The organism is Moritella yayanosii, from assembly GCF_900465055.1.
In the GTDB taxonomy this organism is placed as follows: domain Bacteria; phylum Pseudomonadota; class Gammaproteobacteria; order Enterobacterales; family Moritellaceae; genus Moritella; species Moritella yayanosii.
The window spans coordinates 1,803,082-1,815,881 of record NZ_LS483250.1 but is presented as its reverse complement, the minus strand read 5'-3'; the positions used below and the strand labels follow the sequence as shown (position 1 = coordinate 1,815,881).

7 protein-coding genes are annotated in these 12,800 nt (G+C 41.2%); 4 read left to right on the top strand and 3 right to left on the bottom strand.

The features are described 5' to 3' along the window. Nucleotides 1-8: 8 nt before the first annotated feature. The 4 genes from malQ to MORIYA_RS08245 all read left to right on the top strand — a co-directional run bounded on the left by malQ (nt 9) and on the right by MORIYA_RS08245 (nt 7,238). Nucleotides 9-2,195, top strand: coding sequence for a 4-alpha-glucanotransferase (gene malQ / locus MORIYA_RS08260; RefSeq protein WP_112714287.1), 2,187 nt, complete (start codon nt 9-11; stop codon nt 2,193-2,195). A 10-nt stretch (nt 2,196-2,205) separates the two neighbouring features. After that, a complete protein-coding gene (gene glgB / locus MORIYA_RS08255) occupies nt 2,206-4,143 on the top strand; it encodes a 1,4-alpha-glucan branching protein GlgB (RefSeq protein ID WP_112714285.1) in 1,938 nt (645 codons plus the stop codon). Nucleotides 4,144-4,363: 220 nt separating this feature from the next. Then, nucleotides 4,364-5,833 carry a carbon starvation CstA family protein gene (locus tag MORIYA_RS08250; protein ID WP_112714283.1) on the top strand — a complete coding sequence of 490 codons (1,470 nt, stop codon included), beginning with the start codon at nt 4,364-4,366 and terminating at the stop codon, nt 5,831-5,833. A 301-nt stretch (nt 5,834-6,134) separates the two neighbouring features. Then, on the top strand, nt 6,135-7,238 hold the full coding sequence (locus MORIYA_RS08245; RefSeq protein ID WP_112714281.1) for an OmpA family protein: 1,104 nt from the start codon (nt 6,135-6,137) through the stop codon (nt 7,236-7,238). A gap of 602 nt (nt 7,239-7,840) precedes the next feature. Here the strand turns inward: MORIYA_RS08245 and MORIYA_RS08240 are convergent. Genes MORIYA_RS08240 through MORIYA_RS08230 form a run of 3 tightly spaced genes read right to left on the bottom strand, consistent with a single transcriptional unit; the run spans nt 7,841 to nt 12,749 of the window. Further along, nucleotides 7,841-9,109, bottom strand: coding sequence for a sigma-54-dependent transcriptional regulator (locus tag MORIYA_RS08240; protein WP_112714279.1), 1,269 nt, complete (start codon nt 9,107-9,109; stop codon nt 7,841-7,843). Beyond that, complete coding sequence (locus MORIYA_RS08235; RefSeq protein ID WP_112714277.1) at nt 9,096-11,474, bottom strand: ATP-binding protein; 2,379 nt, start codon at nt 11,472-11,474, stop codon at nt 9,096-9,098. The genes MORIYA_RS08240 and MORIYA_RS08235 overlap by 14 nt, the downstream gene beginning before the upstream one ends. A 6-nt stretch (nt 11,475-11,480) precedes the next feature. Further along, nucleotides 11,481-12,749, bottom strand: a complete 1,269-nt coding sequence (locus tag MORIYA_RS08230) for an ABC transporter substrate-binding protein (protein ID WP_162629252.1) — start codon at nt 12,747-12,749, stop codon at nt 11,481-11,483. Nucleotides 12,750-12,800 lie beyond the last annotated feature (51 nt).

Genomic DNA, 12,800 nt, shown 5'->3' with positions numbered 1-12,800 from the left:
AGGATAAAATGGAACACAGTAATGTGCTAAAACAGGTTGCCAAACAAGCAGGTATCGCAGATAGCTATACCAATGCTTGGGGTCACAATGAAGTGGTTTCCGATGACACGCTAACGCGCCTATTAACTGCGCTAGGTTATGACACTGGATCTGAACAAACGCTGCTGGCGTCGGCGGATAAAAAACATCAAACGCCAATTCTAGCCGCGGTGAAAGTGGTTAAAAAAGGTGAACCGATTCATATTGAACTGAATTTAGGGCAAAGCGCCAGAGTCAGTGATTTTAGCTGGCAGCTAGAAACGGAACAAGGTGAGGTTGTTGAGGGTTATCTGCAATCACAAATTGTTGCCGATACGCGAGGTGACGGCGGGGTACTTACTTTTTCTTTACCCAATGATCTGGCTTTGGGTTATCACAAATTACAGGTATTACGCCGTCGTCGTAAATCGCCTTACGAAATGACACTCATCGTTGCCCCCAAAGCCTGTTACAAACAGCCGTCGATTGAACAAGGCAATAAGTCTTGGGGCCCAAGTGTGCAGTTGTATACTCTGAAAACCGAGCATAACTGGGGTATCGGTGATTTTGGCGACCTGAAACAGCTGGTGGCTGATATTGCCGTGCGTGGTGGTGATTTTGTTGGTTTAAACCCAATACATTCTTTATTTCCAGCTAACCCTGAAAGTGCGAGCCCATATAGCCCGTCATCGCGCCGTTGGTTAAATCTGTTATACATAGATGTGTCTGCTGTACCGGAATTTGCCCTGTGCTTTGCGGCGCAAGAGCGTGTCGGTAGCAATGAGTTCCAGCAAGCTTTACATGCTGTTCGAGCTACCGAGTGGGTAGATTACAGCGAAGTATCACGTTTAAAAATGAGCGTATTACCGCTGTTATTTACCGAGTTTCAACAACGTCATTTAGCGACAAATAGCCAACGAGCACAAGATTTCGCTGCGTTTGTGGCGAAAGGCGGCAATAGCTTATTACATCAAGCAAGCTTCGATGCGCTGCATCAACAGCTGCACGACAAAGATGCTAGTGTGTGGGGGTGGCAAGTATTTCCTGCTGAATTGCGTGATATCAACAGCGATGCAGTACAAGCGTTTATGAAACAAAACCAGCCTGCCATTCAGCGTTATATGTACTTGCAGTGGATTGCGGATGAGCAGATCGCCGATGTGCAAAAGTTTGCCTTAGCACAAGGCATGAATATGGGCATTTATCGTGATCTGGCTGTTGGCGTTGCCGATAGTGGTGCTGAAGTATGGGCGGATGACGGCTCCTTATGTCAAGATGTTAGCATTGGCGCGCCACCGGATGTATTAGGGCCTTTAGGGCAGAACTGGGGCTTGCCGCCGCTTAATCCAGCGCAATTAAAAGCCACGGGTTATGATGCCTTTATTCAACTATTACGTGCCAACATGCAGCATTGTGGTGCTTTGCGTATCGATCATGTATTAGGACTATTGCGCCTGTGGTGGATACCAAAAGGTGAAAATGCCACATCTGGCGCTTATATGTATTATCCGGTGCAAGATATGTTGTCTATTTTGGCGTTAGAAAGTCAGCGTCATCAGTGCACTGTGATTGGTGAAGATCTTGGCACCGTGCCTGATGAGATCGTGAGCTTGTTAAGTGACGCGGGTATCCATTCTTACAAAGTATTCTTTTTTGAAACGGCAGAAGATGGTGGCTATTTCTCACCTGCACATTATCAACCGCAATCAATGGCCACACTGTGTACCCATGATATGCCGACATTGCGTGGCTTCTGGCATTGTGAAGATCTTAAATTAGGTCAAACAATTGGATTGTATCCAGATCAAGCACAGCTGAATGGTTTGTTTGATGATCGCAGCAAGTCGAAACAAGCAATCCTCAATAGTGTATCGTGGCACGGTAAACTGGCAGAATCGGTGGGCCGTAATGCCGACTATGTGCCGATGGATCAAGCACTGAGTAACAGCTTACAATTACATTTAGCAGCAGGCTCAAGTAGCTTGTTGAGTTTACAACTCGAAGACTGGCTAGCCATGGATAAGCCCGTTAACGTACCTGGAACGGTAGATGAATATCCGAATTGGCGGCGTAAATTATCAGCAACATTGGATGACATGTTCAGCTGCCCGAACGTTAATTATTTAACCGCAGAGTTGACTGCTGCCCGCGCGAAAGCCAGCGCGAGTAATGAATAAAGGAATTTCAATGAAGTTGGTTGTTAATGTGGCTGTGATCCACAACCTTGAAGCGTATCCAGGCTTGATGCCAAGTATGGAAACATTACACACGCCAAAATTAATGCATACCGAGATGGGGGCGCAATGCGTCAGTTTCACTTATGCAGGCAAACCAATAGCCGGTGTCCGTTTTTTAATTTTTGCCCCGCATGCCAGTAAAGTCAGCGTGATTGGTGACTTTAATGACTGGAATACTAACGACCATGCTTTGCGCCAATTTGATGCGGGATTATGGGGGGTATTCATTGCTGACTTAAACGTCGGCGAGCGGTATAAGTTTGCCATTGTGGATAGTAATGGTAAGAGCCTGCCACATAAAGCCGATCCATGGGGGGCACATGCCGAGCAGTACCCTTCATTTGCTTCCTTGGTGTATCAGCAAGACAGCTATCAATGGCAAGATGATAGCTGGCAACAGCGTGCTGTTACCGAAAAGCACAAACAAGCATTATCATTTTATGAACTGCATGTGGGGTCTTGGCTGCGTGATGAAAATGATGCGTTTTTAAATTATCGCCAATTAGCCGCAAAGCTGATCCCGTATCTACAAAAAATGCATTATACCCATGTTGAATTGATGCCAATTTCAGAACATCCCTTCTATGGTTCTTGGGGTTATCAACCGATTGGACTGTTTGCACCGACCAGTCGCTTTGGTCACCCTGATGACTTTAAATTTTTTGTCGATCAGTGTCACCAAGCGGGCATTGGTGTCATCATCGATTGGGTGCCTGCGCATTTTCCTGCCGATGATCACGGTTTAGCCAATTTCGATGGCACGCCGTTATTTAATGATCCCGACCCAAAACGTGGTTGGCATCAAGACTGGCACAGTTATATTTATGATTGTGGTAAAGATCATGTACAGCGATTTTTAGTGTCGAATAGCTTGTATTGGTTCGAGCAGTTTCATGTCGATGGTATCCGCGTTGATGCGGTTGCATCTATGTTGTATCTGGATTATTCGCGTAATGATGGCGAGTGGATCCCGAACTGCGATGGCGGCAATCATAACTACGATACCATCAAGGTATTAAAGTGGATGAATGAAGAGATTTATTACCACTTCCCTAATGCCATGACGATTGCCGAAGAGTCGACGGCCTACCCAGGGGTATCGAAACCGACTTTCTTAGGCGGCTTAGGCTTTGGTTTTAAATGGAACATGGGCTGGATGCACGATAGCTTAAACTACATGCAAGAAGAGCCGATTAACCGTAAATACCATCACGATAGCATCACGTTCCCGTTAGTTTATGCATTTAGTGAAAACTATGTATTAGCCCTATCCCATGATGAAGTGGTTTATGGCAAAGGCTCATTATTGGCTAAAATGCCCGGTGATACATGGCAGCAATTTGCTAATTTACGGGCTTACATGGGCTATATGTATGGCCAACCTGGTAAGAAACTCAACTTCATGGGGGCTGAGTTGGCGCAATCACGCGAATGGGATCATGATACCCAATTGGATTGGGCGTTATTACAGGATCCTAAAAATGCAGGTGTGCAACAGTTAATCGCTGATTTAAACCAGTTGTATCAAAATGAAACTGCCTTGTACCAACTTGATTGTGATCCCGCCGGTTTTGAGTGGCGTTTACAAGATAACAACACCGAAAGTGTGTTAGCCCATGAACGTATTAGCGAGAGTGGCGAACGTATTTTGGTGATCAGTAACTTTACGCCGATACCAAGGGATAATTTCCGCATTGGTATTCCGAATGCAGGTCGTTATGAATTGGTATTAAACACCGATTCTGCATGCTATGCGGGTAGTCATTATCCGGTAGTGAGTAGTGCTGAGAGTGAGAAAATACAAAGTCAGGGACTAGCCGATTCGTTACGCTTAACGCTGCCGCCGCTGTCGACGGTGTTTTATCGCTGGCACAACATGACCAAATAAGTGTTCGTTTTAACTATAATAAATTAATCAAACCAGTCTTGTACTGGTTTTTTTATGGAGACCGTAAACATAATTATTGTTTATGGTATTTTTAGTTGAGTGTAAAAACACGACATAGTGCACGGGAATACCCAGTAAGTGTTGATTCCTTGTTACGTGGGTGTAAGTTGATGACATTAATGGCAAAAGATTTAATTTCACAACATGGATGACCTTTAAAATGCTAATTTTCTTTATTTGTATTGCAGCCTTGCTGCTCGCTTACAAGTTTTACAGCCCCTTTGTAGAACGCCAAGCGGGTATCGACCCGCTAGCCAAAACACCCCAAGCTCGCTTTGCCGATGGCGTGGATTATGTGCCCGTTCACCCCGTTAAAGCCTTCCTTATTCAATTCCTTAATATTGCCGGTGTCGGTCCTATTTTTGGCCCTATTTTAGGCGCGTTATATGGTCCTATTGCATTAGTGTGGATTGTATTGGGCAATATTATTGGTGGTGCAGTACATGATTATTATTCTGGTGTACTCAGTATTAAAGAAGATGGTAAAAGTTTACCGGAAATTGCAGGGCATTATTTTAATGTCTACTTTAAAGGTGTGATGCTCGTGTTTACTGCGATGCTGTTATTCTTTGTTGGTGTCGTGTTTATTATGAGCCCAGCAGGTCTGTTAAGTAATTTATCTTATTTTGAAGATACATTCTTGGCTAATAATGTGTTCTGGGTAGTCGTGATCTTAATTTATTATTTCTTAGCAACCATGTTACCAATTGATAAGATCATTACTAAATTGTATCCAATTTTTGGTTTGTTAATGATCGTAATGACATTATCTATGGCTATTGCATTAATATTGAATGCGCCACAGTTACCTGAAATCGGTGATATATTCGCGTATTTCGATCACAGTCATTACAACAATGATTTGTTAGAGCCGAACCCTGATGGATTACCTGTTTGGCCATTACTATTTGTGACTATTACTTGTGGTGCAATCAGTGGTTTCCATTCCACGCAAGCTCCGATTATGGCTCGCTGTTTAACGAATGAGAAATATGTTCGCCCGGTCTATTATGGCGCGATGATGTGTGAAGGTATTGTTGCTTGTGTATGGGCATTAGCGGGTATCGCGGCATTCCCTGGTGGTTATGTGGAACTAAAAAGCGTCCTTGATGCCGGTGGTCCTGGTTTGGTTGTTAATCAAGTTGCGACCACATATCTTGGCGCCGCTGGTGGCATTATGGCGATTGTTGCAGTGGCGATTTTTCCGATTACCTCGGGTGATACGGCATTCCGTTCTTTGCGTTTAACGATTATTGACGCATTTAAAATCCCACAAAGTATGCGTAATCGGTTATTAGTTGCAGTGCCAATCCTCGTTATTGCTTACTTCATGACTAAAATTGATTTCTCACTCATTTGGCGCTATTTTGCATTTTCAAATATGCTACTTTCTACCAGTGTATTGTGGTTAGCAACCAAGTATTTATTTGATCGCGGCGCGTTCCACTGGATTGTTAGTTTACCTGCTGTTGTAGGCACCTGTATCACGGTGTCGTATATCGTGACGGCTGGTATTGGACTTGGTTTACCCCAAGAGATGAGTCAACCTGTGGGGATTGCGGTTGGTGTATTTGGTCTGGTTGGATTAATATTAATGCACGCGAGACGTAAACCTGCGATGAATAACTAAGCATTCGTTTACAGATTAACGATAAAAGGCTGCATTGTGCAGCTTTAATTACCACAAAACCTAACGAAAATATCAAATCATAATGTCCATATGATGCATGTTTAATGCGTTGTATGACGAAGATACATATATCTATGTTTGCGAGTGAAAATACGTATGTATAAGTAGTATTCAACCCCTTAATGGACGTTACAATTCTTCAACACTTAATTTGTTGTTATCTTAATTTTAAATGTTTTTGTAAAATGATATACTTTTAATAACAAATGGTTAGCATTTTGTTAACATTAGGAGATCGTTAATGATAAATTTAAATAGAAAGTTATGTTTAACTATGTGTGGTATGGCTGCATGTTTACAACCAGCATTGGCTGAAGAAGCTGGTAAAATTTATTTAAATCCCGCTGTCGGTTATCACATGTTTGGTTCTGAATTAGATATTGAAGACAGTGCTGCACTGGTTATTGGTGGAGAATACGTTATTAGCCCGAGATTTGGTGCAGAAATAAGTTATCTTTACGGTAATGCAGATATCGATGGTTCCTCTGCTGATGTCGATAACTCACAATATACGCTTGATGGGCTTTACTACACCCCGGCAGTGGGTAATTGGCAACCATTTATCAATGCTGGTGTTGGTCATGGTACGTTTGACTCAGGGGCTAATGATACGAAGGAAACACAACTTAATGTTGGTGTGGGTAGCCGCTATCATTTTAATGATAAATGGTCTGCACGATTACAAGCTAAAATGATTAATAGTTTAGATGATGAACGCTGGGATTCACTCATTACTGCTGGTGTGAGTTATGCGTTTGGCAGTAAAAGTAAACCTGCTCCTGCGCCAGCATTAGCGGTCGTATTACTGGATGTCGATGGCGATGCAATCCTTGATCAGGATGATCAATGTCCAAATACACCGAGTGGTGTTTATGTTGACGATAAAGGTTGTGCACTAGATCGTGATAGCGATGGTATACCAGATTATTTAGATCAATGTCCTGATAGTACATCAATGACCAATCTTGATGAAAATGGTTGTGAAATCTTAGTGGAACAACCAAAGTCTATTCAATTAGAAGTTCATTTTGCGAATAATTCAGCTGAAATTCCGAGTGCAGCAAAGAGCGAAATTAAAGAAGTCGCCGATTTGATGGCGCAATTTTTGGATGCGAATGTAGTGATTGAAGGTCATTCTGATAGTAGTGGCAAAGCATCTTATAATAAAGTCTTGTCGCAACATCGCGCTGATGCGGTACGTGATATTCTCATTCGTGAATATAGTATTGATGCTTCACGGGTATCTGCAGTAGGCTATGGACATGAAAAACCCATTGCTAGTAATAGTACAAAAGAAGGACGCTTAGCTAACCGCCGAGTGATGGCTGAGATTAATTATAAATAAAGCCGTAATTTTACCTTGATATAAAATACCGCTAACGCTTTAATTGGTGTTAGCGGTATTTTTATATTAAAAACACTATCAATTATAATAACATTAATATTTTTGTGATTTTTTAACAACATATCTTTAATACGTTGGATCCTCGCTTATATCAACAGCGTTTAGAAGAAGGTAAAATACTGACCCTTTATGACTGTAAAGCTAAATAGAAAGAGTCAAAATTACGAAGGGACATATTTTCTGTTTTTTCAATGGCAAAATTGGTAACTAGTGGAATAATTTGCTCAGATATACCGCCATGAGAACGAAGAGTGCCATGTAATTGTGATAAATCGTGATGTTGAGCCGATTTTCCTAATACAGCATCATCTTGGGCTATCAGAATTAAATCTCCAATACGATCGGGTGCTAATTCAAAACGCTCGGCGGCTTGTGCGATAGCTTGATTACACTTTGAATTGTTCGACTTCGATATTAAGTTGTTCAGCTAGCTTATGAAGAGTATCCGCTTGTTGTGTTTGATATGGATCAGGCATTCATGGAGTCAGCGTTGTGCTTAAAATTAGTGTTTAAGTTAGTGGCGAGTGTATTGAAAAATTTGACTATTTTATTTTATAATTGGCTTTGTCTAGATCGTATTTTCTCATTCGATGATACAGTTTTTTGCGCTGAATTTTAAGGTAATCTGATACATCATTGATGTGTCCAGCAAACAGGTAGAGCGCATCTTCGATTAACTGTTTTTCATATTGTTCAACCAAATTATCTAACGGGTTCGTCATTTGCTCAATGGGCTGGGAGTGCTCAGTACTTGAAAGCTTAACAACGCCAATAGCATACAGTTCTGCCACACTTTTTAGTTCACGTACATTTCCGGGCCACTGATGACGTTTTAATGTATCCAAGTAGGCTTTCTCAATTTTAGGCCGTTGTTTTCCCAGTAATATGCAGCTTTTTTTCAAAAAATGTCGAAATAACAGGATGACATCATCTTTATGTTTGCGTAAGGGTGGCATGAAAAATCGAACCTGGCTCAGAAAATAAAAAAGTTCTGGTAGTAAACGGTGTTCTTTCAGGTCATCTTCCGGAGATTGACCAAAGATTACCAGCAGCTTAACTGTACGTTTGCCCGAACGTTCTTGATTTAACAGAAAATGGCTGAGAAAACGTTGTACCTCTGTTGGCATTGAGCAGGGATCATGTAATATCAAACTGCCGTTTTGAGCTTCTTTTAATATTTTTTCCAGTTCTTCAATAGACAGTAGATCATCACCATTTTTAACGATCATAGGGTGTGATTTTCGGGGACTAAGTTCATGCAATAGTTTGGCTGTTGTGTATCGCCCTGTTCCACTTTCGCCATGAATGAGGGCATCTCTATCCGCTGTCGCTAATAGCTTGATATGTTTTCGGGTTTCTATAATAACCTGAGTTTCCCCAAGTAATTGTTCGGGCAACACATTATCGATAATTTCCCATTGTTCAATTATTTTTTTACGTTTTTCGATCACGGTTTTAATAAGAGAGAGTAATTTCTTTGGCTTTAACGGTTTTTCTAAATAGTCAACGGCCCCTTTTTGCATGGCTTCGACAGCCATTGCGATATCACCATGCCCTGTGATTGTAATGATCGGCAAATGTGGACTAATGGCTTTGATTTTATCAATGAGTTCCATCCCGCTCATGGTCGGCATATAAATATCTGTAAGAATAACACCAGGCCAGTCCGGATGGATCTCTTGCAGTGCCATGTTAGGATCCAAGAATGCTCGTGTTTGATAACCAGCCAGTTTTAATAAGTGCTGGCACGAGTCGAGTATGTGCTGATCATCATCAATAAGTACGATTTGAATATTATTACTTAGTTTCATTTACAAGGAACTCCAAAATGATCATTGCACCGCCATCCAGTGTGGAGGCGAGTCGAATTGAACCATTCAAACGGGTCATGATTGAACGGCAAATACTGAGTCCAAGCCCTAACCCGACTTCTTTACTTGTAGTGAATGGGGTGAAAAGTTTATTTATAATGTCACAATCAAAGCCTGAGCCGTTATCACAACAGGCGAGTGTTATAAATTGGTCTGTACGCCCTAATTCTATGATTTCGATTTGACCTTGTTTGTCTACAAATGGCGCCAGAGCATCGCAGCTGTTGATGAGCAAGTTAACAAGAACTTGTTCAATTTGAAGTAACTCACCGATGCAAAAGCAGTTATCATCAAGGTGATTATTAAGTTGAATGTTATGTTGTTTAGCGCGGTATGCAACGATGCCAATGGCATTATCGGTTGCCCGTTGTAGCGTTACGGTGACTGCGGGGTTGGATGTCATTGGTTTTTTGGAGAAACCTCGAAGATTAGCAATGATCTGATCCATGCGCTCACAGATTTCATTCATTTTTTCCATGGTGTTGTGGATCTCTGAATATTGGCTACTGTTATAGGTCATCTGTACAGTAAAAATGTAAGTCGATAGGGCTGAAAGAGGTTGATTCAGTTCATGTGCCAGCGTCGTCATCGCTTGACCAACTACCGCCATTTTAGCGGCTTGAATTAGTTCGTCCTGAGTGGAGACAAGATTCAATTCAGCCCGTTTTCTTTCTTCAATCTCATCTTGCAATGCGGTATTTGTGGTAGTCAGTGATTGTGTTTTTTCTTGCACTTTTTGCTCTAGCCAACGCGTGATATTTTCTTGTTCGGTAATGTCAGTCAGCGTAATTATAATCTTCGGGTGTGTGTTTTTTTGGAATACACGCAGATCTAGTCGGAAATAACGAGTTTGATGGTGAGTATGGTTCATTGCTAGGGTCAGATTATAGGCACCATCTATCAGTAACGTACTGTGTGGTAGGAAAATTAATTTAAGTTGTTGGTGTTCTTTATATGCAAATAAATTCCAAATACCCTCTGATTCAACTGAAGAGGAAGAGAGAAGAGGAAATAGCTTTTTTGCTCTTGAGTTCATCGATTCAATGACACCTTCAGTGGTACAGGTGATAATACTTGCTTGTGTATTATTGATGAGATCTAACGCATTGGTTTTCTCAATTTCTTGCATTTGAGAGCAGAAGTTACGAAGGTTAGTCCCGAGCTTTCCGATTTCGTCCTGGCCTGTGACTGAAATAGGCAGATTCACCTTGCCGCTGACTACGGCATTAAGGGCTAAGCTGAGGTCGTTTAGTCGACCAACAATACGCTTGCGCACAAAATAGGTACAAATAAAGGTACTAGAGAGCAGGGCGCACAATAATACAATCAAGAGTACACTATTGCCCATTCTGACGGTTTGCTTGGCTTTTCGTTTGATACCGTTTAATTCATTGCTAGCCGTCGTCACTAGGCTTTTAATTTGTTCTTGCTGATAAGTTAAGCGTGTTTTTATCATCACTTTTTGATTGTTCGTTTGCTTGTTCACCGTTGCGATCTGTTGCAACACTGTATGCAGGCGTCCTTCTGGCTGAACAAGGTCAATGAGCTCAAGTAATAGTTGGCGGTGGGTAATACTTGCGGCATTGTGCAACAGGGCATTACTTAGTGTCTTTAGTTCATCAGTTTTGTAGCCAATGAATTGGAATTCACTATTTAAGTTACGCTGCTGATGTTGGCGGATTACCTCTTGTACGATAGAGATGAGCTCATTTTCATTAATAGTCAGCATCTGGAAGGTTGAGAAATCGGCGTATAGCGAAGTTTGGGTTGCTGCATTAAGAGTGATGGCTCGATCGTGGGTGATCTGCCATTCTACTTCTAGTCTCAAAGGGTTGATCTCATCAACAATATCTTGATGAAGCCATAAAATAGTCTCTGATATTTTATCCAGGTTATGTTTTAATTTTAATTTTTGTGTCAGCAGTTCAGAATATTCCTGAATGTTAGCGTTCAGTCGATGGTATTCCGGTTGTAAGTTGTTTACTAGGGGGTTGGCAGAGAGTTCAATAGTCGCTTGATTAATTTCTTTGATGTTGTGTTGCAGCCTAAGTTTGAGCTGATGGAGTCTTACCAGGTTTGGGGTGATATAAATTTCGTTTAAGTGGGCTTGTAGTTCGGCACTGCTGCGTTCTATTTGATAGCTTAATGTCAGCGCGGGAATATTCTTCTCGGTCATCAGTTCGACTTGGTTTTCTAAGGTATTCCAAGTGGTAAATGCGACAGTGCTCACTAAAAATATCATAAGTAAGATACAGGTAAACGCAGCAACTAAGCGTGAACCGATAGTGGTAAATTTAAATATCACAGGGGTTTACTCTTGGTGAAGTTGATTAGTAAGAAAATTGGCTTGTTGTAAATTTTGTCTGAGGGTTTCTTTCCATTTCTGGAGCTCTTTAACGACAACAGGATCTCTCCCTCGCTTCGCATTACCGTTGTTAAATAATGTTAGATACTCTTCCGAGATGGATTGCGCTGAGGTGACTGGAACTTGTGAGGCATACTGTTTTGCACGTGCGAGTTTTTTAAGTGCACCGGGTGATAAATCTACTAGAGATTCAAGTTGATGAATGGATTGCCACGTGATGTTTAGTTGATGTAACTGTTCGGTAATTGCCTGATCAAACAACAATGAAATTAATGTATCTCTGCTGTGAACTAGCTGCTTATTTAATATAAAAGCTGTTGTTTCAGCTAATTTGGGTTGAGAAAGTGAAAACTTGGCGATAGATGTTTTTTTTAATAGCTGTTGCCCTGATTTAGAACGTAGAAAATCAATGAATTTTATCGCGTCATTTATATGTAGGCTGTTTTTTGCAATGCCTATATATGTCGGCATTAAAATAGAATTAGGTAAATAATTAAAATTAACATAGTCAAAGACTTTCATGCTGTTGATAGCATAACTGTCGATAACCGGGCCCGCACCAATTAAACCGCGAGAAACGGCTTCGTTAACACCAAAACTGCGTGAAGAAATAAAGGCGATATTGCCACCAATTTGCATTAATAATTGCCAACCGTCTTCCCAGCCGTAATGTTGAAGGATATTTTCCACCATTAAGTTGGTGGTACCAGAACGTGAGGGGGTGCTCATGGTGATATGTTGAAAATATTGGGCGTTGGTAAGCGCTTCCCATGTCTTAGGTGCCTGTAGACCATGACTTGTTAAATATTGTTTATTATACATCAGGCCAAAGCCGGAATAGCCGAATGGCGTAACTTTCCCAGAGATATCTAGAATATGCGGTGCTAACCAGCTTGGAACATTATATGTGGGCGACATTGTATGTAGTTTGTTGTTGTTAGCAAGGCGATGGAACAGAACTGGAGAGGATGAGATGACGATATCAATGTTCTGATAATTATTTTTCTCTAATAAACGTAACATAGAATGAGTGCGTCTGAAAATTATTCTCACGTCAGCATTAGGGGAGAATGCATGGTATTTATCAACAAGTTGAGATATAGCGTGTTCGGAAAGTGTGGTTAAAATAACAATAGGTTTTCTTTCGATAGCAAGACATTTCCCAGACGCTAATAAAAATATTAATAATGTAATCAATCCTTTTTTATTGCTCATGATAACCACCGTTACTCCTTGTCATGTATATACTTTTAGAAAACACAAAAA

Coding starts and splice junctions, on each gene's coding strand:
- MORIYA_RS08230 (WP_162629252.1), bottom strand. CDS start 12,749: ATGAGCAATAAAAAAGGATTGATTACATTATTAATATTTTTATTAGCG.
- MORIYA_RS08250 (WP_112714283.1), top strand. CDS start 4,364: ATGCTAATTTTCTTTATTTGTATTGCAGCCTTGCTGCTCGCTTACAAG.
- malQ (WP_112714287.1), top strand. CDS start 9: ATGGAACACAGTAATGTGCTAAAACAGGTTGCCAAACAAGCAGGTATC.
- MORIYA_RS08245 (WP_112714281.1), top strand. CDS start 6,135: ATGATAAATTTAAATAGAAAGTTATGTTTAACTATGTGTGGTATGGCT.
- MORIYA_RS08240 (WP_112714279.1), bottom strand. CDS start 9,109: ATGAAACTAAGTAATAATATTCAAATCGTACTTATTGATGATGATCAG.
- glgB (WP_112714285.1), top strand. CDS start 2,206: ATGAAGTTGGTTGTTAATGTGGCTGTGATCCACAACCTTGAAGCGTAT.